The 24,033-nt window shown below is 66.1% G+C and carries 22 protein-coding genes and 1 tRNA gene; 4 read left to right on the top strand and 19 right to left on the bottom strand.

The window, feature by feature from the left end:
* Nucleotides 1-123: 123 nt before the first annotated feature.
* The 4 genes from AC5RW2_RS08335 to AC5RW2_RS08320 form a co-directional block, all read right to left on the bottom strand.
* Nucleotides 124-1,932: an ABC transporter family substrate-binding protein gene (locus AC5RW2_RS08335; RefSeq protein WP_493949667.1), complete on the bottom strand. Its 1,809-nt coding sequence runs from the start codon at nucleotides 1,930-1,932 to the stop codon at nucleotides 124-126.
* A 389-nt stretch (nucleotides 1,933-2,321) separates the two neighbouring features.
* A complete protein-coding gene (gene selB / locus AC5RW2_RS08330) occupies nucleotides 2,322-4,124 on the bottom strand; it encodes a selenocysteine-specific translation elongation factor (protein ID WP_493962964.1) in 1,803 nt (600 codons plus the stop codon).
* A 1-nt stretch (nucleotide 4,125) separates the two neighbouring features.
* Nucleotides 4,126-5,457, bottom strand: a complete 1,332-nt coding sequence (selA, locus tag AC5RW2_RS08325; protein ID WP_493962965.1) for an L-seryl-tRNA(Sec) selenium transferase — start codon at nucleotides 5,455-5,457, stop codon at nucleotides 4,126-4,128.
* Nucleotides 5,458-5,492: 35 nt separating this feature from the next.
* Nucleotides 5,493-5,587 (bottom strand) — tRNA-Sec (locus tag AC5RW2_RS08320).
* Nucleotides 5,588-5,628: 41 nt separating this feature from the next.
* Here AC5RW2_RS08320 and selD point away from each other — a divergent pair.
* Nucleotides 5,629-6,642, top strand: coding sequence for a selenide, water dikinase SelD (gene selD / locus AC5RW2_RS08315; RefSeq protein ID WP_493962966.1), 1,014 nt, complete (start codon nucleotides 5,629-5,631; stop codon nucleotides 6,640-6,642).
* A gap of 10 nt (nucleotides 6,643-6,652) precedes the next feature.
* Here the strand turns inward: selD and nrfD are convergent, their stop codons facing one another.
* The 4 genes from nrfD to AC5RW2_RS08295 form a co-directional block, all read right to left on the bottom strand.
* The gene (gene nrfD / locus AC5RW2_RS08310) at nucleotides 6,653-7,735 is read right to left on the bottom strand and encodes an NrfD/PsrC family molybdoenzyme membrane anchor subunit (RefSeq protein WP_493962967.1); all 1,083 of its coding nucleotides are present in this window, start codon (nucleotides 7,733-7,735) and stop codon (nucleotides 6,653-6,655) included.
* Nucleotides 7,732-8,748 carry a 4Fe-4S dicluster domain-containing protein gene (locus AC5RW2_RS08305; protein ID WP_493962968.1) on the bottom strand — a complete coding sequence of 339 codons (1,017 nt, stop codon included), beginning with the start codon at nucleotides 8,746-8,748 and terminating at the stop codon, nucleotides 7,732-7,734. The genes nrfD and AC5RW2_RS08305 overlap by 4 nt, the downstream gene beginning before the upstream one ends.
* A complete protein-coding gene (fdh, locus tag AC5RW2_RS08300) occupies nucleotides 8,749-12,060 on the bottom strand; it encodes a formate dehydrogenase (RefSeq protein ID WP_493962969.1) in 3,312 nt (1,103 codons plus the stop codon). It abuts the gene before it with no gap.
* Nucleotides 12,061-12,132: 72 nt separating this feature from the next.
* Nucleotides 12,133-12,501, bottom strand: coding sequence for an iron chaperone (locus AC5RW2_RS08295; RefSeq protein WP_493962970.1), 369 nt, complete (start codon nucleotides 12,499-12,501; stop codon nucleotides 12,133-12,135).
* Nucleotides 12,502-12,710: 209 nt separating this feature from the next.
* Between AC5RW2_RS08295 and AC5RW2_RS08290 the strand changes: the two genes are divergently transcribed.
* Nucleotides 12,711-14,153 carry an amino acid permease gene (locus tag AC5RW2_RS08290; RefSeq protein WP_493962971.1) on the top strand — a complete coding sequence of 481 codons (1,443 nt, stop codon included), beginning with the start codon at nucleotides 12,711-12,713 and terminating at the stop codon, nucleotides 14,151-14,153.
* 119 nt (nucleotides 14,154-14,272) lie between these two features.
* A complete protein-coding gene (locus AC5RW2_RS08285) occupies nucleotides 14,273-14,788 on the top strand; it encodes a cupin domain-containing protein (RefSeq protein WP_493962972.1) in 516 nt (171 codons plus the stop codon).
* A 16-nt stretch (nucleotides 14,789-14,804) separates the two neighbouring features.
* On the opposite strand, the gene AC5RW2_RS08280 is transcribed toward AC5RW2_RS08285, so the two are convergent.
* From AC5RW2_RS08280 to AC5RW2_RS08270, 3 genes are read right to left on the bottom strand one after another with little or no spacing between them, the layout of a single operon-like run.
* Nucleotides 14,805-15,488 (bottom strand): ABC transporter ATP-binding protein, encoded by a 684-nt coding sequence (locus AC5RW2_RS08280; RefSeq protein ID WP_493962973.1) that lies wholly within the window; start codon nucleotides 15,486-15,488, stop codon nucleotides 14,805-14,807.
* Nucleotides 15,489-15,540: 52 nt separating this feature from the next.
* Nucleotides 15,541-16,650 carry a FecCD family ABC transporter permease gene (locus tag AC5RW2_RS08275; protein ID WP_493949657.1) on the bottom strand — a complete coding sequence of 370 codons (1,110 nt, stop codon included), beginning with the start codon at nucleotides 16,648-16,650 and terminating at the stop codon, nucleotides 15,541-15,543.
* Nucleotides 16,640-17,773, bottom strand: coding sequence for an ABC transporter substrate-binding protein (locus tag AC5RW2_RS08270; protein ID WP_493962974.1), 1,134 nt, complete (start codon nucleotides 17,771-17,773; stop codon nucleotides 16,640-16,642). The genes AC5RW2_RS08275 and AC5RW2_RS08270 overlap by 11 nt, the downstream gene beginning before the upstream one ends.
* A gap of 328 nt (nucleotides 17,774-18,101) precedes the next feature.
* Here AC5RW2_RS08270 and AC5RW2_RS08265 point away from each other — a divergent pair, with 328 nt between their 5' ends.
* Nucleotides 18,102-18,875, top strand: a complete 774-nt coding sequence (locus AC5RW2_RS08265; protein ID WP_493949655.1) for a DUF6390 family protein — start codon at nucleotides 18,102-18,104, stop codon at nucleotides 18,873-18,875.
* Nucleotides 18,876-18,912: 37 nt separating this feature from the next.
* Here the strand turns inward: AC5RW2_RS08265 and AC5RW2_RS08260 are convergent, their stop codons facing one another.
* The 8 genes from AC5RW2_RS08260 to AC5RW2_RS08225 are packed head-to-tail and all read right to left on the bottom strand — an operon-like array spanning nucleotide 18,913 to nucleotide 24,029.
* The gene (locus AC5RW2_RS08260; protein WP_493949654.1) at nucleotides 18,913-19,371 is read right to left on the bottom strand and encodes a hypothetical protein; all 459 of its coding nucleotides are present in this window, start codon (nucleotides 19,369-19,371) and stop codon (nucleotides 18,913-18,915) included.
* A gap of 47 nt (nucleotides 19,372-19,418) precedes the next feature.
* The gene (locus tag AC5RW2_RS08255) at nucleotides 19,419-19,676 is read right to left on the bottom strand and encodes a HypC/HybG/HupF family hydrogenase formation chaperone (protein ID WP_493949653.1); all 258 of its coding nucleotides are present in this window, start codon (nucleotides 19,674-19,676) and stop codon (nucleotides 19,419-19,421) included.
* A gap of 12 nt (nucleotides 19,677-19,688) precedes the next feature.
* A complete protein-coding gene (locus tag AC5RW2_RS08250) occupies nucleotides 19,689-20,231 on the bottom strand; it encodes a hydrogenase maturation protease (protein ID WP_493949652.1) in 543 nt (180 codons plus the stop codon).
* Complete coding sequence (locus AC5RW2_RS08245; RefSeq protein ID WP_493949651.1) at nucleotides 20,228-20,347, bottom strand: DUF6893 family small protein; 120 nt, start codon at nucleotides 20,345-20,347, stop codon at nucleotides 20,228-20,230. Before AC5RW2_RS08245 ends, AC5RW2_RS08250 begins: the two co-directional genes overlap by 4 nt.
* Nucleotides 20,344-21,792, bottom strand: coding sequence for a hypothetical protein (locus AC5RW2_RS08240; RefSeq protein ID WP_493962975.1), 1,449 nt, complete (start codon nucleotides 21,790-21,792; stop codon nucleotides 20,344-20,346). Before AC5RW2_RS08240 ends, AC5RW2_RS08245 begins: the two co-directional genes overlap by 4 nt.
* The gene (locus AC5RW2_RS08235) at nucleotides 21,789-22,445 is read right to left on the bottom strand and encodes a DUF6084 family protein (protein ID WP_493949649.1); all 657 of its coding nucleotides are present in this window, start codon (nucleotides 22,443-22,445) and stop codon (nucleotides 21,789-21,791) included. The genes AC5RW2_RS08240 and AC5RW2_RS08235 overlap by 4 nt, the downstream gene beginning before the upstream one ends.
* Entirely contained in the window at nucleotides 22,442-23,095 is a 654-nt protein-coding gene (locus tag AC5RW2_RS08230) for a DUF5947 family protein (protein ID WP_493962976.1), read from the bottom strand. Before AC5RW2_RS08230 ends, AC5RW2_RS08235 begins: the two co-directional genes overlap by 4 nt.
* Before the next feature lies 1 nt (nucleotide 23,096).
* On the bottom strand, nucleotides 23,097-24,029 hold the full coding sequence (locus AC5RW2_RS08225) for a NifU family protein (protein ID WP_493949647.1): 933 nt from the start codon (nucleotides 24,027-24,029) through the stop codon (nucleotides 23,097-23,099).
* Between the last annotated feature and the right edge of the window lie 4 nt (nucleotides 24,030-24,033).

The raw sequence follows: 24,033 nt of genomic DNA, 5'->3' as shown, positions 1-24,033 counted from the left end.
GAACTATTGGGAAAAACCAACTACTTGTGGCAGGAATTGGATAGTAAAAGCTGCAAGACGTCGGGACCGAGGTGCTCGGGTCCCGACGCCTTGCATGCCTTTACCTGGGATCAGGCGGGGAGGTTACTGCTTAACCTTCCACTCCCAGAAGTTCCAGAAAACGCCCGTCTGGTTCGGCTGGTACTGCACGCCTTCGATGCGGTCACTGTTGTACGCATCGAGTCCCACGGACTGGAACAGCGGGAGACCGTAGAAGGAATCCCAGACGTGCTTGTCGATCTGCGTTACGAGCTTGTCCTGTTCCGCCTTGTCGGTGGTAACGATCAGCTCGTCCATCAGCTTGTCGGCTTCCGGTTCCGAGAAGCCGTTGAAGTTGGAACCGGAATTCGTCTTGAAGATCTGCGGAACACCCGCGACACCGACGCCGGGTGAGGTCCAGCCGAAGATCGTCGCGTCATAAGTTCCGTTACCCAGCGCTGCGCCCCAATCGGAGGCACCCAGGCCGCCGTCGACAATCTTGAAGCCTGCCTTTTCGGCGGACTCCTGGATCAGTGCAAAGGCGTCGGCCCGGTTCGGGTTGTCCTTGTTGTACATGATCCGGACTTCGGGAGTGGCGCCGTTCAGCAGCTTCTTGGCGCCCTCGATGTCCGCTTCCTTGTAGTTCCCGGAGCCGTTGCTGGCGGCGGATGTCTCGTAGGCATCCTGGGCCGGCACGAAGAACTGCGAATCCAGCGGTGCGGCGTCCGCCTTCAGCGGCTTCACGATCCGGTCGACGATCGCCTGGCGGGGAATGGCCTTCATGAAGGCCTCGCGGACGCTGGCTTCCTTGAACACACCCTTGTAGTTCAGGTCGATGTGGTCGTAGGCGAGCTGATCCTCGACATCCACGGTGACGCCGTCGATGCCTTGCAGCAGTTCAACGGTGTCTGCCGAGGGCTGCGGGGCGATGATGTCCACTTCGCCGTTCTTCAGGGCGCTGACCTGGTCCGGAGCGGCACCGATGAAGCGGATGGTCACTTCATCAACGTTTGGCTTCGGTCCGAAGGTGTAGGACTCGTTGCGAACCAGGGTGATCGACTGGTCCGGAGTGATCGAATCAACCACGAACGGACCGCTGGAGAGATACAGCGACTCGTCGGTCGGCAGCGACTTCGTGTCGAAGCCCGTATTCCAGAAATCCGCGACGGCCTTCAGATCCTTGTTCTCCTTGGCCGGATCATCGGGGTTTCCGCGCTTCAAGCCCTGGATGAGGTCAACGAGCGCCTGCTCATCGGCCAGGCCGGCCTTTTCGGCCAGCACGTGGGCCGGCAGGCCAATGCCACCGTCGTTGAGGCCGCCGAAAGCAATCTCCCAGTCAGCGAACGGCTTGGAGTAGGTCAGAGTGATCGAACGGCCGTCATCGCCGACCTCGGGCATTTCAGTCAGCCCCAGACCACTGGTGTCGCCGGCAAAGTCGAAGTAGTTCGTTCCGCTGGTGACGTTGCCTTCCTCGTCCGTCTTGGCATCGTTGGCATAGCCCGATTCGACCAGCCAGTTCAGCAGCAGGTCTCCGGCGTCAACCGCGTTGCCGTCCGACCATTTCGCACCTTCGTTCACGGTGTACTTCACCACGAGCGGGTCATCCGAAACCTTCTCGTACGTTCCGAACTCTTCGTTCCGGACCACTTTGAGCTGGTTGTCAACGTAGTAGAAACCGCCGTGCGTCATGTAGGCGATCTTGCCGTTGATGTCGACGTTGCCCGTGGCGGAATCCGAGTTGAATGAGCTAAAAGCGTTGGTCTCAGCGACGCTGATTGAACCGCCGGCTGCGGCCGCGGTGGACTCGCCCGCGCCTTCGGGGGAATTTCCGCCGCCCGAAGTCGCGCAGGCGCTCAGGGCCAGGGCTGCAACAGCCGCGACACCGATAGCTTTGGAAGTACGTCCGAAACGCATTCCGCCTCCTTGTTTCTGTCTCTGAAAGGTCCCCGGCAGTGCTGCCGAGGACGGACATACACCCCGTCGCCTGAAGTTCAACGAGCTTCCCGCCGAACGTGGCATGTCTCACACGCATTAGAGCGTAAACCGGAACCCACCGGGTTGGGTATAAAAACTTCGCTTCAGATCCGGTTGTTACCGAGATGCAACCTTATGGCCACGGCCCGTCTCCGTTGGAAACATGGCTTTCACGGCAACGCTACATCGGCAATAGCCCGGAAACACGGGGAATAAAGCGGTTCCGCCCCGTGCGGCGGGCCGGAAAGACAGTTGCCTGAGACAAACTTTAGTTATCGGCCGCTAACTGAATGACGCGGCTGCTGACGCGTTCACTGGCTGCTGACGGCCTATCCCTGAGCCGGATGCACGAGGGTGCGGTGGCCGGAGTCGAGGCGCCGGGTCCAGCCCAGCGCATCGAGGTGTTCCAGCAGCGGGACAGCAACACGTCTCGTGGTAGCCAGGGTTTGGCGTGCTTCACTGGTCGTGAACGGCTGCGGCAGGCGAGCCAGTTCGCGCATCGCCATCGCCGGTGCTTGCGGAAGCAGGACTACGCCGCCCGCTAGGCGCAGCAGACGTCCACTCCGCTCGGCTGCGGCAAGCTCGCGGTCACCTAATCCCAGATTCTTCAGGTCATGAGCCTCCGGCGCGGCGAATGGTTCGGCCCTCAGCCCGCTCTCCACTGCGCTCACAGCGGCCTCTGCCGGCCCCAGATCGCTGTGCGTTCCCGGAAGGCGGATGAAGCCGCCGTCGTGCTCCAGGCCTGCCTCAAGCACCACCGCGTCCAGTAATGCTTCGCCTTCGGGCCCCAGCAAGTCTCGGGCAGCTCCGCGGGACAAGCCGGCCGACAGCGGGTCCTTCTTTGCACGTTCCTGGACCGCGAGCCGCAACCGCTGCTGCCAGGCTTCGAAGACCGGCCTGTGCACCCACCAATCACCAAATGCCTGCACCTGGTCGGGGACCTTTCCGAGGGAAGCAACGCCCATGTCCCGCAACTGTCCCACGCGGACGGCACCGCGGCGGGCGACTTCGATCAGCGCGTCTCCACCGGGTGACATGACCGCGAGGCTACGCGCCCGCTTAGCGCTGTCCCCGCGGCGTTTGAGGGCCGGCGGGTCGACGTCAAGGATTTGTACTCCCGCCAACACCGACCGGCTGCCTGTTGTCCGAAGCACCAGACGATCCCCGAGCTCAAGCGGCAGTTGCCGATCGAGGGCGAGCCTCGCATGGTCGCCGTCGAACGAACGCAGCCAACACGGCACGGCGGCGGTGCCGATATGCGCGATCAGTTCACGCGGGGCGTCGCCGAACGGCGTCCCCATGGTCCGGCGGACGTCGATCGTGTCCACAACCGGCCAACTGTCCCCGGAGAGGAGGACATCGCCGCGGTGCACGGCATCAGCGGGCACACCAGAACGCAGATTGACGGCCACACGGCTGGTCGGACCGAGAGAGGGTACCGCGTGATTGCGGGTGTGCAGGGAGCGGACAGCTACCGGCCGCGCCTCCTGATGGCCGTGAAGGCGCAACCGGCCCCCCTGGGTCAGGGTGCCTGCCGTCAGGGTCCCGGTGACCACCGTGCCGGCACCGCTGATGCTGAAGGAACGGTCAATCCATAAGCGCACCCGGGCCGTGGGATCGGGACGCGGTACCAAGTCCAACGTCTGGTCCAGCACACGGCGCAAGTCATCCAAACCGGTCCCGGCAACCGCGGATACGGTGACCGCCGGGGCGTCGTGCAGCCCGGTGCCGGCCAGCTCGGCGCGCACCCGCGCAAGGACTTCGTCGGCCAGCTCCGGCGCGCGGTCGCTGCGGGTCAGCACCACCACCCCGTGTTGGATGCCAAACGCGGAGATGGCGTCGCGGTGGTCACTGGATTGCGCCTGCCAGCCCTCATCGGCGGCGACGACGAAACACACCACCGGGACGGGCCCGAGGCCGGCCAGCATGTTTCCGAGGAACCGCTCGTGGCCGGGCACATCCACAAATGCCACGTCCCGGCCGGACGGCAGCCGGGTCCAGGCGAACCCCAGGTCTATGGTCAGGCCCCGGCGCCTTTCTTCGGCCCAACGGTCGGGCTCCATTCCGGTGAGCGCGCGCACGAGGGTACTTTTGCCGTGGTCGACGTGCCCGGCTGTGGCCACCACGAACATCTCAGGAGCCTTCGGCTCTCGGCCGGGAATTGACGTGCGCCAGTGCCGAGCGCAGCGCGGCAGCCAACCGCTCGTCGTCGTCCTCGGGGACGCAGCGCAGGTCCACCAGGCAGGCACCGCCGTGGACCCGCGGCAGCACCACCGGGTTCCCGGTGCGAAGCCGTCGGGCAACCTGTTCGGGCAACTGGACTGCCCACCCCCGCAGCGGAACCCCGGGAGCTCCCCCGCCGCCGACCCTTCCGGCGTGTTCGACCACCCGGCCGCCGGTGGCATCAGCCAGGCGCTTAGTGCGCTCCCGTAGCCTCACGGGATCGGCGTGCAGGGCCGCGGCCACCGGCGTCTGCCCGCCGACGACGGTCGCTTCCAACGCGGCCAGCGTCAATTTGTCCGCCCGTACCGCCCGCGCCAGCGGATGGCGGGCTAGGCGGGCCATCACGTCGGCACGGCCCAGGGCCAGCCCTGCTTGCGGGCCGCCCAGGAGCTTGTCCCCGCTGGCAATGACGACGTCGGCCCCGGCGGCCAGCGCGCCGGAGATGTCCGGTTCCTCGGGCAGCATGGGGTCCGGCGCGAGCAGGCCGCTGCCGAGATCCACGACCAAGGGAACCTGATGTTCGTCGGCAAGGGAGCGCAGCTGGCCGATGCCGACGCACGAAGTGAACCCGCTGACCCGGAAATTGCTGGGGTGCACTTTCAGCAGGCAACCGGTCTCCGTACTGATGGCCGCGGCGTAATCCGCCAGGTGCGTCCGGTTGGTGGTCCCTACCTCGCGCAAGCGGGCGCCGGTCGATTCAATCAGCTCCGGAAGCCTGAAACCCGCCCCGATCTCGACGAGTTCACCGCGGCTGATCACCACCTCGCCGGCACCGGCGAGCGCGGTGGTGGCCAGCACCAGGGCCGCTGCGCCGTTGTTTACCACCAGGGCGTCTTCGGCAGCCGGACAGGCGTCTAGCAAGGCCTGCCGCGCACCGGCCCCGCGCCGCGATCGCCCACCGGTGGGCAAGTCCATTTCCACGTCAACATAACCTGCCGCGGCGAGCAGCGCTTGCCGGGCTGAATCGGAGAGCGGAGCGCGTCCTAGATTGGTATGGACAATGACCCCGGTGGCGTTCAGCACCGGCGTGAGTGAAGAGGCTGTGCGGGACGCTACCGCGGTCAGGACCATCGCTTCAACGTCACCCGGGGCAAGATCGCCGCGGCGCGCCTGTTCTTGCACGTCCCGAACCGTAGAACGAATCACGTCGTCGCCGAGCCGGCCTCGTGCGTGGCGAAGCTCTGGATGGGCAAGCAGCTGGTCGGTGCGCGGAATGTGCCGGCGCGGGTCGTTCTGGCCCACGGCCCCTCCTTCCCGCGTCACGGGAGCTGCTGTGTTGGCGGAAGCGGACGGGAATCGAACCCGCCAGACCGAGGTACTCGGCCTCACCGGTTTTGAAGACCGGGGGGCCCACCAGGACCCGGACGCCTCCAAGTGCATGCTAACACCGCCCGCCGCTCCTATGCTGGACCCATGAACACGATCACCGGCGTGACGAAAGAACCCGCGGAAGCCGTCCGGCTCACGACTTACGCGCACGGCGGAGGCTGCGCTTGCAAGATTCCGCCCGGTGAACTTGAGGACGTTGTCCGCGGCTTGACCGGCCAGATTGACCCCGGGGTCCTCGTCGGGCTCGACGATGGCGACGATGCTTCCGCCGTGCAGGTGGGTGAGGATCTCGCAGTCCTCTCGACCGCGGACTTCTTCACTCCCGTGGTGGACGATGCGTATGACTGGGGCCGGATTGCGGCAGCGAACGCCCTCTCTGATATTTATGCCATGGGCGGGCGGCCGATCAGCGCGATCAACCTGGTCGGTTGGCCCCGCGGCGTCCTGCCGATGGAACTGCTGACCGAAGTGCTGCGCGGCGGCCTGGATGTTGCTTCGCAGGCAGCGTGTCCGGTGACCGGTGGGCACTCGGTCGACGACCCGGAACCGAAGTACGGGATGGCAGTCACCGGAATCGCCGCACCCGGGCAGCTAATGCGCAATGACGCAGCCAGGCCGGGGCTGCCGATCACGCTGACCAAGCCGATCGGCCTGGGTCTGCTCAATAACCGGCACAAACAGACGGGTGAGGTTTTCGACGAGGCGATCGCCGTGATGACTCAGCTGAACCGCGATGCGGCGGACGCAGCACTGCGCAGTGGCGTCCGCGCAGCAACCGACGTCACCGGCTTCGGACTGCTCGGCCACCTCTACAAGATGTGCCGCGCGTCCCGTGTGGGTGCGGTGATTAACCGCGCCGCGGTGCCCCTCGTCGCCGGCGCGCAGGAAGCACTCCGGGATGGCTACATCTCCGGCGGGACCCGACGCAATCTGGAATGGGTGCGCCCACACCTGCGCACGGGCGCAGGAATTACCGAAGATGATCTGCTGTTGCTGGCCGATGCGCAAACTTCGGGCGGGCTGCTCGTGGTTGGCGAACTGCCGGGGCACCCGGTCGTGGGGCAGACTGTTGCAGGGTCCGGGATCGAGGTGCGCTAACGTTCCCCGCTTAGCCGGCGGTGGTGATCGAATCGTGCACTATGCCCGCTTTCCGCCGCGCCGCGAGCCGCTTCTTCTGGGGTTCGATCGTGTACCGGGGGTCTTCGGTGGAACGGATGCCGGCACGCAGTATTCCGAACCGGGTTAGCGCCGAGGCTGCCAGCAGCGCCAGGCCGCAGGCCGCCGCAACCGGCCGGTTCCTGCCCCCGGCCAGGGCTCCGATGCCGCCGGCGGCTGCCAGCCGCTGACTCCATACGAGCATTCGTCCGGGAGCGCCCTCGCGGAGAGGCTCGGCCGCCACCGGGTCCATGCGGTCTTCCATCGCCCGGGTGGCGATGAGATCACCGGCGACCCCCAGCACTGCGAGCGCCCGGGCGGGTCCGGCTTCGTGGACCGGGGTGGTGATCAGGGCAAGTCCGGCTGCGGCGAGGCTGGCAGAACTCACGAAGACGAAGGGCAGGTCATCGCGAGCGGCGTTCCAGGTCGGGTTGGCGGTGTCGGAGAGCAGAACCGCGGTGTAGGCGGAGAGCGGGGTGGCGAACAACGCCGCTTCCATGCCCGCCGGCCCCTCAACCGCGCGCAGCACCCCGCGGAGCGGTCCCAGCGGGAGCCGCGAGCCGGACAGGCGGTCGATCTCGGAAGCTGCAGAGATTCCGACGCCGGCGCTGAACGCCGCGAGGATCCACGAGCCCAGGCTCATCGGCGACGTGGGCTTGATCGTACGCAGCATATTGAGGAAACGTTCCGGCCTGCCCAGATCGGCGACCAGCGCGGCAGCGCCAATCCCCACTGACGCCAGGGCGGCCAGTCGGCTGTTGCGGCACAGCACCGGCCTGCCCGTGAGCTGCCCACCTAGTCCAAGCAGCGCGGAACCGCCGGCCACGCCGCCCAGGAAGAGGTAGGCGCCTATCGGGTCGCCCCACGGCGGCGGTTTGACCACGGGCCGGCCGTAGTAGGAGGTGAACTCCGGCTCCGGAACCATCGGCATTTCAGCGGAGCCGTCGCCGGTTCCCGTGCGCCGCCGCTTGCCCCCGCGCCTGGACCGGCGTGGCGGTTCGGGCGGGCGGTAATTGTCGAACTCGGAGACGCTCAAGAGCGGTCTCCCGCCAGGAAGGCCGCAGCGGCCGCCGCCAGCATGCCGGCAGCGGCGATCCCCGCCCGCTTAAACATGCGTGGCAGGTCGGCGGTGGGCACGCGCGGATCCGGCGGCAGACCGTATACCTCCGGTTCATCAAGCAGCAGGAACACCGAACCGGTGCCGCCGACGCCGTCGGCGTCGTTGGCACCATAGAGGCGCGCCTCGGTCAGCCCCTGCGAGTGCAGTTCGGCAACCCGCTCCTTTGCGGTGCTCACCAGTTCCTCGCGCTCGCCATACTTGATCGACGTGGTCGGGCAGGCCTGTGCACAGGCAGGGGTCTGGCCATCGACCATCCGGTCGTAGCACAGCGTGCATTTCTGCGCGACGCCAACGTTGCGTTTCGGCGCCTGCTCCCCCGGGGTGAAGTCGCGCTGTGTCTTCGGCGCTGCCGTGCCATCGCTGCGCCGCTCGATCACGCCGAATGGGCAGCCTGCCACGCAGGTGCCGCAGCCATTGCAGACATCGTCCTGCACCACAACAGTGCCGTGCTCGGTGCGGAACAGCGCACCGGTCGGGCACACGTCGAGGCATCCGGCGTTGGTGCAGTGCTTGCAGACATCGGAGGACATCAGCCACCGGAAATCGGGCGTATCGGGGGGCGTCGAATCCACGCCGGTCGGCGTCCCCGCGGCATTTGTGTTTCCCGCGACATCGGAGGTTCCCGGCGGTCCAATCCCGGGCATGCCGAGACTGACGAGCGCCCGTCCGGAGTCCCGTGCCTTTTCGATGTGCTCGCGGTCCTGCTCGATGAAGGCGACATGGCGCCAGGTGTCGGCTCCCAACGCGCCGGTGTTGTCGTAGGAAGACTCGAGCAGTTCATACTGCGAGTCGTGGGGGTTGCGGTTCCATTCCTTGCAGGCCACTTCGCACGCCTTGCATCCGATACAGATCGAGGTATCGGTGAAAAAGCCCTTTCGTGGGTGTCCCGTGTGCGGAATATGTCCGGGAGCTTCGGTCAGCTTGTTCATTTAGCCTTCCCTCATCGAGTCGTCGCCCAACGCGCGGTTGGGGCCGGTGACCTTGTCGCTGCCGGTCTCGGGCGTTACACCGGCGCGTGTCTGGTAGTCGGCGACCAGGGCAAGGAGTGCCGGTCCCTGTGGCCGCCGGCCTGGGAGAATGTCGCATGATCCAACCTTGGACTCCTGGATCTGTACATTCGGGTCAAGTGTCACCCCCAGCAGATCGTTGGCTGCGTCACCACTGACGACGGCGTCATCGCCTACTCCCCAGTGGTAAGGCAGCCCAATCTGATGCATCGTCCGGCCGCTCACCACCAAGGGCCTCATCCGTTCGGTCACGAGCACTCTGGCCTCGATGGCAGCCCGCGGCGAGACGATGGTCGCCCATCCGTAAGGTTCCAGTCCACGTTCGGCCGCCAACTCCGGGGACACTTCGCAGAACATCTCCGGCTGGAGCTCCGAGAGGTACGGCAGCCACCGGCTCATCCCGCCGGCTGTGTGGTGTTCTGTCAATCGGTACGTGGTGAAGACGTAGGGGTAGATGTCCGACCCGGGGGCGCCGGCACTCGGCGCGCTGAGGTTGTCTGCGCGCGGATAGATGAGTCGGGCCGGGTTTTGCTGTTGTCGATAGAGCGGGTTGGCCACCGGGGACTCCTGCGGCTCATAGTGGGTCGGCAGCGGACCGTCCACCATGCCTTTGGGGGCGAACAGCCAGCCCTTGCCGTCGGCTTGCATGATGAAGGGGTCGTCCCCCGCCAGCGCGGCGGCGCCGCCTAGGGATATATCCGGACGGGAGCCCGGTGCACGGTCCAGGGGGAAATCGGGGACGTCCTCGCCCGTCCACCGGTGCTGCTCCTGGTCCCACCAGACGTACTTCTTGCGTTCGCTCCACGGCTTGCCCTCGGGGTCCGCCGAGGCGCGGTTGTAGAGAATGCGCCGGTTGGCCGGCCAGGCCCAGCCCCATTCTGCGGCGACGGGCCCTTGTTCCTGCCCGGGCTTGCGGTCCGCGGCGTGGTTGATGCCGTCCGCGTAGACACCGGTATAGATCCAGCATCCGCCCGCCGTCGAGCCGTCGGGGCGCATCTCGGTGTACGAGGAGAGCGGCTGTCCGGCCTTGGGGCCGGTGAGATGGCGGCCGTTGATTTCGGCGAGCACCGCCTCGCCGTCAGGCTCGCCGTGTTCGTCGGTGGGATAGTCCCAGGTCAGGTCCAGCAGCGGCCGGTCCCTTTCGTCGGTCGAATCCGCCAGCTTGGCCCGGAGGCGTTTGCCCAGCTCGTAGAAGAACTGCAGTTCGCTCTGGCAATCACCCGGCGGCCGGACAGCCTGATGTCGCCATTGCAGCAGCCGCTGGGTCTGGGTGAAGGAGCCTGCCTTCTCCACATGGGTCGCGGCCGGCAGGAAGAAGACCTCGGTGCCGATGTCCTCGGTACGCAGCTCCCCGGAGGCAATTTCGGGTCCGTCCTTCCACCACGTCGCCGTCTCAATAAGGTTCAGGTCGCGTACCACCAGCCACTTTAAATGGGACATGCCCAGTCGCTGCATCCGGCCATTCGCGGATCCGATGGCAGGGTTCTGGCCGAAGACGAAGTAGCCCTCCACCTCATCGTCAAGCATGCTCATCACGGTCTGGTACGTCCCGTGCGGGCCGTTGATCCGTGGAAGGTAGCCGTAGCCCCAGTCCGACTCTTCAGTGGCCGCGTCGCCCCACCACGCCTTAAGCAAGCTAATGGTGTAGGCATCGGCATCGGTCCAGTAGCCCTTCTGCTCCTTCGAGGAGATGCCGTCGAGGTAATCGCGCAGTGTCTCCATGTCGGACTTCGGCATGGGCAGGTAACCGGGCAGCAGGTTGAACAGTGTCGGGATGTCGGTGGAACCCTGAATGCTGGCATGCCCGCGCAGCGCCATGATTCCCCCGCCTGGCCGGCCCATATTGCCCAACAGGAGCTGCAGGATCGCCGCTGTCCGGATGAACTGCGCACCCACCGTGTGCTGGGTCCAGCCGACGGCGTACGCAAAGCAGGTGGTCCGCTCGCGGCCGGAGTTCTCCGTGACCGCCCGTGCGAGGTAGTCGAAGTCCTCGAGGGAGATGCCGCAGGCGTCACGGACCATTTCCGGCGTGTAGCGCGAGTAGTGGCGTTTCAGGATCTGGAACACCGTCCGCGGGTGCTCAAGGGTCGGGTCCCGCTCGAAATCCGGGCGCCCCAAAGGAGGGCCGCCGCTGCCGTACTGTTGCCCGGCGGCGCGCTCGGAAGTATCAGCGCCGTGTTCGTGTCCGTCTCCGTCTCCGTCCGATTCTTCTGCCCCGGGTTTCCGCTCATAGGCCCAGGACGCCAGGTCATACTGGCCCGTTTCCGGCTCGAATCCGGAGAACAGCCCGCCCAGGTCCTCGGTGTCGCGGAAGTCTTCGCCCACCAGCGTTGCCGCATTCGTATAGGCCAGAACATATTCCTCGAACCACAGATCGTTGCTGATCACGTGGTTGATCAAGGCACCCAGCAGAACGATGTCCGAACCGGCGCGGATCGGAACATGTTTGTCGGCCACCGCGCTGGTGCGGGTAAACCGTGGATCCACATGGATGACCTTCGCGCCGCGCGCCTTGGCCTCCGTCACCCATTGGTAGCCGACGGGATGGCACTCGGCCATGTTCGAGCCCTGAATAACAATGCAGTCGGCATTGGCCATGTCCTGGAGCGATTGCGTCGCTCCGCCGCGTCCAAACGAGGTTCCCAAACTGGGAACCGTGGCGGAGTGTCAAATGCGTGCTTGGTTTTCGAGCTGGATGGCGCCCGCAGCCGTGAAGAGCTTCTTGATCAGATAGTTCTCTTCATTGTCCAGGGTTGCCCCGCCCAGGCCAGCGATGCCCATGGTCCGCCGGAGCGGACGGCCGTGCTCATCGTTTTGCTGCCAGTTGTTCCGGCGTGCGGCGAGGAACCTATCGGCCACCATGTCGACGGCGGTGTCCAAGTCAAGGTGCTGCCAGTCCTTGGCATGGGGTGCCCGATACAGCACCTGGGTTTGCCTGCTCGGCGCATTGACCAACTGCTCGCTGGCGGATCCCTTGGGGCAGAGCCTGCCCCGGGAGATCGGCGAATCCGGGTCGCCTTCAATCTGGACAACCTTCTCGTCCTTGACGAAGACGCGTTGGCCGCATCCCACCGCACAGTAGGGGCAAACGCTTTGCACCACGCGATCCGAGGTGGACGTCCGGGGAGTGATGTCGCGTGTCCGCGGCGACGTGACGGCCTCGCCCCGCCCGAGTGAATCACTCGATCGGAGCTGCCGTACAACGGGCCACTCCAAAAAGCTGAACCGCGACATGCGCCCACCCTAACCCAAACGGTGCACGGACAACAGGGGTGCGATGGCCGGAATCCGGCCTCACGAGAGGACCTACATCCACAACACACCGTCTTCCCGGAATTCCCGGATGCGGTGGTCAATCATCCTCTCAAGCAGCTCGGCGGGAACGGGTTGACCGTAGGGCAGCTGTACCGATCCCTTGCCTGTTCGGAAATCCTTCAGTTCGTCCGCGAATGCGGCCCGGGTGCTCGGCGTGAAAACGAAGTTCGCGTGCTGCCGGTAGCCGGCATAAACAAACATGATGGTGCCGTCGAGAGAGTACGCCGGAGAACCCCATTTCAAGGCTTCCGCGGCTTCGGGTACCTGCCTGCGGCTCAGCGCGCGCAGCTCGTCCAACAGCTGACGGGCGTCTTCGGAGAAGGTGGCCAGGTATTCGTCTACGGTCTTCGGCTTGTCCACGGTTTGACGCTATCGCGGCCGTCCGCCGGGACCAAGCACGGTAGAGATCGCCACCGGCGTGGCGGGATTTGCATGTTCAGGGCCGCAAAACTATTCCCAGCAGGCGGCGCACGGTCCATACTCTAAATCGTACAGGGCATCCGCACGGCGGAGCCGCCCCTGGCGCAGGGTTCCGGCGGCAGATGCAGGCTCGAGCATCGGAGTCCGGCATGTCTATCTGGAGCGGTTCCCAATCCATCCTCAGGCGCAAGCCGATCACAGAATTGGTGGAGGAGAGCGGGGAAAGCCATCTTTCCAAAAGCCTGGGCCTGTGGCAGCTGACCGCGATCGGCGTCGGCGGGATCATCGGCATCGGCATCTTCACACTGGCCGGGCTGGTGGCCAACGGCGGCCCCGACGCGGAGCCGGTCGGCCCGGCGGTGCTCATTTCCTTCCTCATTGCGGGCCTGGCCAGCGCGGCGGCGGCACTGTCGTATGCAGAATTCGCGGGCATGATCCCCTTTGCCGGCTCCGCCTACACCTATGGCTATGTTGCTCTGGGGGAGATCATCGGCTGGTTCATCGGCTGGGACCTGCTGCTGGAATACACGGCCATCGTCGCCGTCGTCGCCCTCGGCATCTCGGGCTATTTCACCGCCTTCATGGACGGCATCGGCGTCCAAGTGCCGGCGTGGATGCAGGGCACCGGCGACACAGTCGAAGGCGGCGTGCTCAACCTGCCGGCCCTTCTGGTCTGTCTGCTGATCGCCTGGATCCTCAGCCGCGGGACCCGCACCTTCGGCCGGTTCGAGCTGATAGCGGTGGGACTGAAAATCGCGCTGATCCTCTTCATCATCGGGCTGGGCTTCTTCTACGTGAACCCGGACAACTACACCCCGTTCATGCCCTCCGGATTCGGTCCGGTGCTGGCCGGGGCCGCCACCGTCTTCTTCGCGGTCTTCGGCTATGACGCGATGAGCACGGCGGCGGAGGAATCCGTAGACGGCAAGAAGTACATGCCTAAGGCGATCCTGCTGTCGCTGGGCATCGCGATGACGCTGTATGTGCTGGCCACCCTGGTGCTGACCGGCATGCAGAATTACACGGACATCAGCCCCACCGCTGGTTTCGCGTCCGCCTTCGAGTCGGTCGGGCTGCCGACCGTGGCCACGATCATTGCCGCCTTCGCCGTGGTTTCGATCCTGACCGTGATGCTCACCTTCCTGCTGGGCGTGACCCGAGTATGGTTCTCGATGAGCCGCGACGGGCTGCTGCCGTCCTGGTTCGCGGCGACGGACCGGCACGGCACCCCGCAGCGGGTGACCTGGATCGCCGGCGGCGCAGCAGCGCTGTTGGCAGGATTTTTCCCCATCCGGGCCGTAGCCGACCTGACCAACATCGGCATCCTGGCCGCCTTCGTGGTGGTCAGTGTTGCGGTGATCGTGCTGCGGCGCACCCGGCCGGAGGTGCCGCGGAGCTTCCGGCTGCCGCTGATGCCCGTGGTACCTGCCTTCGGCGTCCTGTCCTCCCTGTTCCTGATGCTCCAGCTGCACTGGGAAACCTGGCTGCGCTTCGCTGTCTGGCTGATCATCGGCCTGGTCATCTACACGTTCTACAGCCGCAAGCACTCGCTGATGAACCCGGACAGCCCGCGCCACCGGGCCGTACAGTGAGCTGGCCGCCCGGACCCGTACGGGGCCAACTAATCGCAGCAGCTGGGCGTTCGGCGAGCATCTGAGTGGGTCTGTTTAGGAAACGGATACGAATACCAACTGAGAAGGGGTGTCCCGTCATGGGCGCTGAGGAGGCTCCACGGCTCACCGTCGTGCAGCCAGGGGAAGGACGCCAGGGCAGCCTTGGAAGTATCGGGGTTGTCTTCAAACTGTTCGGCGAACAGACCAACGAGCAGGTTTCGATCGTGGAGCACCCGTTCCCGGTCGGGGCTTTGGTTCCGCCGCACCTGCATACCCGTGAGGATGAGTACTCGATCGTGCTTGAAGGCGAGATCGGATTCCGCTCCGGTGAGCGCGAGGCGGTGCTGGGTGCCGGGGGCTACATCACCAAGCCGCGCGGCGAGCTGCACACCATGTGGAACGCAGGCAAAATTCCGGCGAGGATGATCGAAGTGATCAGTCCCGCCGGCTTCGAGCACTTCTTCTGGGGTGTGGCCGATCAGCTGGAAGCCGGAGGACCACCCGATCCGGAGGCCATCGGCAAACTGGCAGCCGAATACGGTCTTCAGTTCGGCGAGGCGCCGTGGTTGCCGGGCATCATAGCCCGGTACGGCCTGACTTCTCCGATGGGCTGACCGGACGGGCCACGGGTCAGAGCCGTCCGTAATGAACAGCGATGGTGCGCCGTTGGGTGTCTCCGTCGGAATATGGGAGGGTGCTGACCGAAACGCCGTATAGTGCGGAGAGTTCCGTGTCGGTGAGCAGCTCTTCCGCCGTCCCGGTTCTCGGCCCGGATCCGCCCATGAGTACGACCCGATCCGCTAGGTACAGCGCGTGGTCGGGGTGGTGCGTGCTCAGCAGTACGGTCATGCCGTCGGACCTTAGTTCGCGCAGCAGCGCCAGGATGCGGGCCTGGTTCTTGAGGTCCAGCCCGGTGGCGGGCTCGTCGAGAACCAGCACGGGGCAGCCTGTGGCGATGGCGCGGGCGACCAGGACCAGTTGCTGCTCGCCGCCGCTCAGAGTCGGAAACAGCCGGTCCTGCAGTCCGGCGATGCCGATCCGGTCCATCGCTTCCAGTGCCGCCGCTCGATCGGCCGGTCCGGGCGAGCGGAAAAAGCGGACCTGCCGGGCCCTCCCCATCAGCACCATCTCCAGTGCGGGGTAGGCGAAAGCGCTCCCATGGGCCTGCGGCACGTAGCCCGCATCTCCGTCCCGGCGGACGGCGCCTTCCACCGGCGACAGCAATCCGGCTGCGCAGCGAACCAGTGTGGTCTTTCCGCTTCCGTTAGGGCCCAACACGGCCGTCGCGGTGCCGGCGGGCACTGCGAAGCTCACGCCGCGAAACGTCCACGTCCCCGGGCTGTAACCGAACCCAACGCCGTCTAGCTCAAGCACTGTCCCAGATCCTGTCCCGGTTCCGGCGCAAAAGGACGAAGAACACCGGGGCGCCGATCAAGGCGGTCAGCACTCCGAGCGGAATCTCCCCGGCGGTCAGCGTCCGGGCGATGGTGTCGATCACGATGAGGTAGGTTCCGCCGAGCAGGAACGTCACCGGCAACAGCACACGGTGGTCGGGCCCCACCCACATGCGCGCCATATGCGGGATGACCAGGCCCACCCAGCTGACTGCTCCGCTGACGGCTACGGCACCTGCGACCATCAGTGCCACGGCCACCAGCACTACCCAGCGCAGGGTCCCGGGGCGCAGTCCCAGCGCGGCCGCGTCGTCGTCGCCCAAGGAGAGCACATTGATCCGCCAGCGCAGAGCCAAGAGTACGACGGCGCCGAGCAGGACCGGGATTGCCGCCACCAGCACCTTCGCGAAGGTAGCCGACGCAACGCTGCCGAGCAGCCAGAAGACGATGGCCGGCAGCGTGGTGTCCGGATTTGCGATGTAGGTGATGAAGGCGACGAGGGCGGAGAAGAACGAGCCAATGACTACCCCGCCCAGCACGATCATCAGCAGTGGCGTCCCGCCACGCCCGGAGGTGATCAGGAAGAGCAGGACGAGGGCCACGAGTCCAAAGACGAACGCGCCGGTGACCAGCATCAGCGAACCCAAACCAAGCAGCAGGACCAAAGCGCCGCCGAAGGATGCGCCGGCCGACACGCCGATAATCTCGGGACTGACCAGCGGGTTGCGGAAGATCGCCTGCAGGGCAGCCCCGCCGATCGACAACCCGGCCCCCACCAGCAGTGCGAGCAGGACCCGGGGCAAGCGCACTAGCACAACGACGCTTTCTTCCGTGGGGCTGACGTCGGGGGCAGCGGGGAAGAGCTGGGCGCCGAGGATCTGCACTACGTGCCACAGCGGGACGTCGTAGCGGCCCACCGCCAGTGCCACCAGGCTGGCGACGGTCAGCAGGCCGGCGGAGACGGCGATAGGTGCGAAAATAGACGGGCCGCCGGGCCGCTCGCGGGTAACCCTGCGTTGTGGTGAGCGGCCGGCCGCCTTTCGCCGTTTTTTCGACCGCGGATGGGCCGCCTCATCCAGCATTGAACTGCTGGTAGTCGGCGGACTGGCGGTTCTGCTCGGTCCAGAGGATCCGATCCATGTCCGCGGCGGTGGGCCGATAGTTGTAGAGCATCCGGTAGTAGTCGGCAATCTTGCCGCGCAACGTGGAATGCTGCTGCGGGAAGGCTATATCACTCAGCCAATGCCACATGAGCGGCGATTCCTGCCCCGGCGGATCCCAGCGGTAGCCGCCGAGCGGCACCTTGTAGACCCGTTTGGACCGGACCGCGGCGACGTCCTTCCAGACCGGATCGGAGTACACGTCCTGCGGCATGGCGTCGTCGAAATTGCCCAGCAGAATGACTTCCGGATCCCAGCGCAGGACTTGTTCCACGTCCAGTCCCACCATCCCGGTTCCAGGCAGCGCGTCCTCGCCGGTGGCGGGATTGGTGCCGCCTATCAGCTTGATATAGAAGTCGTTATAGGTCTTGGCGGCCGCCACCTTGAGGCCTCCCGAGAAGCGGTTGAAGTAGAGGATGCTCGGCCCGGTACCATTGCGCCCAGCCGCGAGTTTCTTGACCTGCGCGAGTTCGCGGTCACTGTGCTCCTTGATTTCTGTGGCCCGCTCCGGCTTCCCGAGCATGGCGGCGAACATCGCGATCCACGCGTCCACGTCCTCCTGCTGGCCGTTGTTGACCAGGCCGATCACTTTCAGCCCGGCGTTTTCCAAGGGTGCCACCAGTTGAGCATCGCTCCATTGGATAACGACGTCAGGGTTCAGCGCCCGTATACTCTCGACGTTGGGCGTGAAATCCTGCGTGGCGATTTCGTGTGGAAGCTCCAGCGCCCGGGGGAAGATCTTGCCGAGGATGCCGTCGCGCATTGCCACCCAGGATGCGTTATGCATGGCGGCCAGGTGGTCGGCGCCGCCGTCCACCGCCACCAGCAGCGAGGCCGCCGGCATCGGAATGGTCACCACGCGGGTGACCGGCTGGTCGAAAGTGACCATCTTGCCCTGCTGGTCACGGAAGCTGATGCCTGTAGACGTGCTGCCGCCAGTTTGCACCGGGGTGGAGTTGCCGGCACCGCAGCCGGTTAAAAAGGCCACGCCGCCGCCCAGCCCGATGGCCTGCAGAATTAACCGGCGGTTGATTTCTGCGGTCATGGGCTTGCTCCCCGGATGCTGTCGCATGGCGCCACTTCGGCTTCAGGGTCGCTGAGGCCGCGGTACTTCGGCTTAGCGGTGCTTCGGTTTAACAGCATCGCCCTCGGCATCAGGCCTGTCAACGCCTCGATGAGCCTCATCTACCGTGCCCACGAACCAGGGTGCGTGCCCCAGTGCGTTGGGTAAGTCGCTGGGCAAGCGGCGACCAAAAGTCGCTGGGCAAGCGGCGACCAAAAAAGGTCCGAAGCTGATCGCCGCTAATCTTCCTTGCCGGTGTGTCAAGCCCGGTGCTACCGTCGAAGCACGCATTAGCGGAAGGTGGCACATCATGGTCATCGACGGCGCCCAGTTGTTTGTCCGTTATGCTTACCCGCCCAATGCCCGGGGCAGCTGCGGTCCGCCGGACAGCGACGCGCTTCTCCACTATGGACAGACTGGAATCACGGATCAGGGGCTCCGCGAACTCGCGAAAGGATTCGCCGGAGCGTACCCGTATCTGGAGCTGATCGCCGGGTCGACCGGCATTCACGATCCGTTGGATCGTCGAGTTGTCGAGGCCTACTGGGTCGGCAATAGCTTGTTGGATTCCGTGGGGATTCGGAACATGGGCAATTCCATGGAGGACCGTTTCCGCGCTCGGACCGGCCAGCAGTTCCCGCACCTGGTGGAAGGGGTCCTGGCCGGCGGCGTTCCCCACCACAGCTTCCATGTCTTCGAGATTTACCCCTGGCTGGGTTTGCTGCGGGACGAACGAAGGTACGCCACGGCGCTCAACGTGCTCGACCGGTGCCGCATCCGCTGGGGACAGGTTTGCGGAATTGCCGGTGACGAGGCGGTGGTCCGCTCGCCCCAGCTGGTCTGGGACGGCACGTTCCTTTCGGTCGGAGATCCGGTGGTCGAGACCGCGAAATTCGCCGTGGCGGGAACGGGTTTCGTGGAGCAACTCAAGGTCGGGGATGTCGTCTCGCTTCATTGGGACTGGGTGTGTGACGTCCTGACCCCGCGGGGATTGCGGCAACTGCAGCACTTCACCGCCCGGCACCTGGAGATCGCCAACAAGGGCGTCGAACATCGAGGCGCGGCGATCGCGCTCGAACGTTAGCCCCGGGAACCGTCAGCCCCCAGGCGGGAAGCACGGGCTACGGCGCCTGTGGAGCGGACTCTCCCGGTTCCTCGTTGGTGTCGACGGCGGTGGAATCGCGGGTCGTCGAAGTGCCCGTTGGACGCTCCGCCGCCCCCTGGGTCCCGGTGTCTTCCCGGCCTGGCTCTTTGCCGTCCTGACTCACCACTTCTTCGCCCCCGCGGGTCATGCTTGCGCCGACCCCTTCCGGAGCCATCTGCGCATCGGCGGGAGTCTCCTCCTGCCCGGGCTGCTCCGGCTCTTTCGCCGGGGGTTCGCTGCCCCAGGCGCGGGCGGTGCCCTCGGCCGGCTCATCGCGGCCGGTGCTCCTGCCCGGGTACGGCGGAACGGCGCTGCCGCCCGTATCCGTTTGTCCGCCGGGTGCAGGGTTGGTGCCCTTGTTGAAGTCGTTGCCCAGCCGGTCGGTCTCGGGCTGTTCTTCCTGTTCACCGGACCCGGACTGTGGTTCCTCGTACATGGTGTCCTCCTCGGTAGAAAGTGCTGTTCGGTTCCAGCCTGCGTGATCTAGGGCAACTCGCTCCCGGATTCCCGCTCGCGCCCCATCAATTCGAGGCCGGTCATCGCCTGCTCCGCACCCTCTGCGTCCACCTTTTTCAAGGCGAAGCCCATGTGGATCAGGACCCAGCTGCCGGCTTCCGGCGGACCGTCATCCAGCAGCCCGATGTTGATTCTCCGCTCCGCCCCGGCGACATCCACGAGGGCGAGCTGATCGCCGTAGCCTTCAACGAGTTCAATGACCCGCCCCGGTATTCCCAGGCACATGGCGGTACCTCCTTAGCTGGGATGGGGAACGTTTTCTTCGAGGAGCGTGACGACGGCGGCCATCGCCTTCGGGACTGCCGCAGCGACCGCCGGCGAAAGCCCGATGCCTTCCGTCGTATCGGCCGGCACGCAGCCGACCACGTAGGTAGGCGGCAGTGTGCCGCCAAGGGAGCGAAGCCGGTTCAACACGGCAGCGGGATCCATGCCATGCGGGTCCAACGGCCCAGCTTCCGCAAGGTCTTCGGCACCGACCCGCAGGATCCTGATGCTTCCCGGTTCAGCACCATGCGCGTCCGGAGGGACAGTATCGATCAGGACCAACGCGTCCACGCCGGCCAGCAGGTCGTACGCCAGATGCATCCCTCGGATTCCATAGTCGACGACGCTCACCCCCGCTCGGGCGCTGCCCGCGGCCGCGGTAAGGCGCCGCGCGACCTCTGGCCCGAAGCCGTCGTCGCGCAGGAACATATTGCCGACGCCGGCCACCAACGTGCGGCCGGTGAAAGCCGTCGCGGCATTGCCGGCGGCTGCGTGTGGTTGGAGCCGGCTGTTCACATGCGGCTCAGCTTCAGGTAGCGCCGGAGGTCCGGTAGCGACCGCAGCCCGACGTAGACGAGGCCGAGCGCCACGGCGGAAAGCAAGCCCATGGTCACCACGCCCAGTGCTTTCATGATTGGTTTTCCCTTCCACGCTGGGTTTCTGACTGCCCGCCGGACGGGGCAGGATCAAGAGGCTCCAGTTCGTCCGGCGCGTAGTAGAAGGATCGGCCGTAGCCCTCGTGCAGGTCCGCGGCAGGGTCCTGTTCGAAGACCAGGCCAATATGCGTGCTGCCGTCGACGTCGAAATGGACGCTGGTGACCCTGGCCGTCAGGCCGGCGAAGAAGAGGTCCTGGGCATCTGCCCGCCGACCCGGTTTGACTCGTACCCGGCTGCCGCGGGCGACCGGGACGCTTTCGATCAGCACGGCATCCTCGTCAGGATGGACGCTGGCGTCCGCCGCGGGATCCCACCACGGTAGGCTTTTCGGTCCACTGCTCCCTGCGGATCCTGCCGCCGGCTCTTCGATGAGCGTGGGGAAGACCGGGGCGCGCGGATCGCGCAGGACGCCGTGCAGCTGCTGCAGTTCCTCGGCCGACATCGCGGCGCAACGATCGATCACCGCTGCCGCCCGCGGATCAGTGGCCCGGGCCTCCGCCTTTTCCTCTTCCGTGAGGGTCAGCACCCGCAGTGTGAGGATCTCGTCGATCTCCGTCGAGTCGTACAGCTCCACCGAGCTTTCCGGGGCGACGGCGGGATGGTCGTAGAGGATGATGGGCGAGATGAGCAGTACATCGGTCTGCCCTTCGGGCCCGGCGAGGACCGGCCAGCAGCGATGCTGTGTGCAGGACCGGGCAACGGCTCGTGCCGCTTCCGGCGGCTCAAGCAGGGAGAGGAAATCCCCGTCCTGCAGGGTCAGCAGAGCGTGGGTTCCGATAAAGGACAAGGCGATGGAGTCCTGTTTGTCAGCAGCTTCGGGTGCGTCCGGAGCGGGCCCGCGGTTCTCCACGGTGACGCGCAGCCGGATGACCCTGTCGGCGTGTGGCGTCGGGTTCAGCCTGACCTCTCCGCGGAGCCGGCGACGGCGGCGCACGAGCCGGCCGGCGACCTGCCCGGCGCTGTCGGTGAGCAATTCCGTGTCCTGGCCGGCCGGCACGTCGACGGGCAGCACCAGCCCGTCTCCTTGTGGTCCGGCGAGGTCAGCGAGCGCAAACGGCCCCAGAACGATCTCCTGCTCCGCTGCTTCGTCCCAAGTCAGCCAGCGGGTGGCGCCCACGGTGAGCTCTCCCACGGCCCTGAACGCGCTGTCGTCGCACTTTTCCTGTACGGTCCGGGTCTGCAGCTGGAGGAAGCGCAGGTGCACCTCCACCGCTGCCTTCGGGCCGGCCTTGAGCAGGCAGTCCGCGAACATGAGCTGTTCCTCGCCGTGCCCCGCCGCCGCGGCATCGGGCGGGCCGAGGATTCCAAACTGCCAGCGTGCCTGGTTCTTTCGGGACGACGCGCGGTACGGGTAGAGCAGGTATCCCTCGTAGAGGACAGCATCGGCGACGGCGCGGGCCAGGCTCAAACCCATGTTCATCGCGGCGGATCACCCACAACGTCTGCGGCGGCACCGGCCAGCAGCGCCTCCATGGTTGCCTCCCAGGAGGTGAGCCCGCGGACTGCCTTGAAGCGGGCCAAGGATGCGAGCACTTCGCGGTCCAGCCGCAGCCAGCCGGTGTTGGGGAAATACAGGTCCATCAACCGGCGCCACACCTGCACCGGCAGCAGATACGAAGCCTCGAGGTCCCACGGCACCTGTTCCACGGTGAACCCGGTCTCGCCTCTGGTGAAGACGGTGCCGGAGAACAGCAGTTCCAACGGGATGGTGCCCTCATTCAGGGCGTGCAGGTACTTGGCCGCCGCGACCTCGAAATCGAAGGTACAAGGAAGCGGCAGATCCACCTCGGTGCTGCCGGTGAATCCCTGGACGAGGGTGGCGCACTGCAGCCAGAGGAAGGACTTCAGGGTCGAGGGCCAGCGGCCGCGCTCACCGAAAAGATCCAGCAGTCCTGTTTCTTCACTCGGACCATAGCCGCGCCGCTGCGGCAGAATACGGACCTGGCAGCGCAGGGCGATCGCGTGGACGACGGCGCCGCTGGACTCGCTGACGCGCAACCGGGCCGTCAGCTGGGGAACCGCCGCGTAGGGCTCGGGCTGGATGTCAAGCACCGTGAAGGACAATCCCGTCACGGCGGACCTCCCTGCCCGGCGCCGCCGCGGTCCTCGCGCACCGGCCGGCAGCGCCTCCTGACATGGTCGAAGAACATGCTGACTTGCTCGCGGGACTGCTGTCCGCCGTCGAACCCGCGCCATACACGGCGCAGCTGGCCCACCAGTTCATAGCAGGCGTCCACCGGAACCACATAGCATTCCGCCTGCGCCCGCTCAGGCCCCGGACCACGGATCAGCAGCGCCTCCGTATCAGCAGCGGCGGCAGACAGGCTCGGATTGCGTGCCAGCACTGCCCCCCACGCCTCGAGCGAAAGTTCGGATTCGGTGGCTCCCGCGGGGCCCGGATAGAAGGCGACCGTGCGCGCCAGCTTGGAACTGTAGAAGAAGAAGGCAAGGCCCACCGGGATTTCGAGCTCCTCCCACTGGCCGGGGCCGAGGTCGAAATCGGGGAAGGAGAGGTAGCGGTCGGGCACGGCGCGGTACCGGAGTCTTGCGGACGCGTCCGTGAAAAGCAGGTAGCACGGTCGGCAAGTGCACAGCATGGCCCGGCTTTCCACATCGACGACGTGCTGGTGTTCTTCGCTGATGGGTTCGCCGCACATCTCGCAGCGCTCCCCGCTGGCAGTCCGCTTGGTGGCTGCGATGCTGCGCAGCAGCGCGATATCCATCTCAGCCTCCGTGCCCGGCGGACTGCGGGACGGCCACGCTCATCACGCCGCCACGGATCAGCAGGGGCAGCGGATCCAGGTGCATGGCCTTGTCCTCCAAACAGATGCCGGCCTGTCGCACGTCGAAGTGGCTGCGGCAGGACGGGCAGCGCAACAGGCCGCCGCCGACCGGTGCCGCGAGTGCTCGCTGCAGCGCCGCGCCTTCCAGCGAGCGGGTGCAGCGCGGGCAGTAGTCGCGGTAGGCATACACGTCCTGCCCTGTCCGGCAAGCCAGCAGGGAATAGCCGCCGACCACGAAGCCCGCAACCTCCCCGGGTTCCAGCTCGGCGAGCTCGGGCAGCGGCTCCCAGGAACCGGTTGGCTGCTCCCGGGAGCCATCGGGCTCCCTGTTCAGCCGGACCAGCAGCGCGTCCACGGGGATCACCGCCGGCGAGGCGGCGGCCCGTTCGGCCTCGACAACCTCAATTGCAGCGACTTCCGGGGCAGCGGCTTCAATCGCCTCCTCCACCGCGTACTTGAGGGTAACGGACGACGACGGGCACCCCTGGCAGGTGCCCAACAGACGCAGCCGCACCACGCCGTCGTCGTTAATTGCCAACAGTTCCACGTCGCCGCCGTGAGAGCCCAAGTAAGGACGGACGCTGTCCAGCGCCGCGGCAACCCGGGTCTGAACGTCCTGCGGGTGCAGCCCGTGGATGAGCAGCACCGCGGACACCAGCTCATCCGCCGTCAGTGCCTGCATGGTGGCCGGATCGAGCGCTCCGCGGTCCTTGAGGATCTCCAGCATCCGTTCCAGTCCCGCTCCGTACAGGTCTGCCACCTCGCGGACCAGATCCTCCGCGCGTTCGCGGGCGACGGCGCCGCCAGCCCCGAGCGCGTCCAGAAGCGTGCCGATGCGGTCACCGATCTGGCGCGGCTGCTCCACGGCTGGCATGGCA

Source organism: Arthrobacter sp. B0316-1-20, assembly GCF_059091865.1.
This window is presented reverse-complemented; position numbering and strand designations above follow the sequence as displayed.

Excerpts from the sequence above, each read along its gene's own strand:
- AC5RW2_RS08335 (WP_493949667.1), bottom strand. The coding sequence starts at position 1,932 with ATGCGTTTCGGACGTACTTCCAAAGCTATCGGTGTCGCGGCTGTTGCA.
- selB (WP_493962964.1), bottom strand. The coding sequence starts at position 4,124 with ATGTTCGTGGTGGCCACAGCCGGGCACGTCGACCACGGCAAAAGTACC.
- selD (WP_493962966.1), top strand. The coding sequence starts at position 5,629 with ATGAACACGATCACCGGCGTGACGAAAGAACCCGCGGAAGCCGTCCGG.
- AC5RW2_RS08305 (WP_493962968.1), bottom strand. The coding sequence starts at position 8,748 with ATGAACAAGCTGACCGAAGCTCCCGGACATATTCCGCACACGGGACAC.
- AC5RW2_RS08290 (WP_493962971.1), top strand. The coding sequence starts at position 12,711 with ATGTCTATCTGGAGCGGTTCCCAATCCATCCTCAGGCGCAAGCCGATC.
- AC5RW2_RS08285 (WP_493962972.1), top strand. The coding sequence starts at position 14,273 with ATGGGCGCTGAGGAGGCTCCACGGCTCACCGTCGTGCAGCCAGGGGAA.
- AC5RW2_RS08275 (WP_493949657.1), bottom strand. The coding sequence starts at position 16,650 with ATGCTGGATGAGGCGGCCCATCCGCGGTCGAAAAAACGGCGAAAGGCG.
- AC5RW2_RS08270 (WP_493962974.1), bottom strand. The coding sequence starts at position 17,773 with ATGACCGCAGAAATCAACCGCCGGTTAATTCTGCAGGCCATCGGGCTG.
- AC5RW2_RS08265 (WP_493949655.1), top strand. The coding sequence starts at position 18,102 with ATGGTCATCGACGGCGCCCAGTTGTTTGTCCGTTATGCTTACCCGCCC.
- AC5RW2_RS08260 (WP_493949654.1), bottom strand. The coding sequence starts at position 19,371 with ATGTACGAGGAACCACAGTCCGGGTCCGGTGAACAGGAAGAACAGCCC.
- AC5RW2_RS08255 (WP_493949653.1), bottom strand. The coding sequence starts at position 19,676 with ATGTGCCTGGGAATACCGGGGCGGGTCATTGAACTCGTTGAAGGCTAC.
- AC5RW2_RS08245 (WP_493949651.1), bottom strand. The coding sequence starts at position 20,347 with ATGAAAGCACTGGGCGTGGTGACCATGGGCTTGCTTTCCGCCGTGGCG.
- AC5RW2_RS08240 (WP_493962975.1), bottom strand. The coding sequence starts at position 21,792 with ATGAACATGGGTTTGAGCCTGGCCCGCGCCGTCGCCGATGCTGTCCTC.
- AC5RW2_RS08230 (WP_493962976.1), bottom strand. The coding sequence starts at position 23,095 with ATGGATATCGCGCTGCTGCGCAGCATCGCAGCCACCAAGCGGACTGCC.
- AC5RW2_RS08225 (WP_493949647.1), bottom strand. The coding sequence starts at position 24,029 with ATGCCAGCCGTGGAGCAGCCGCGCCAGATCGGTGACCGCATCGGCACG.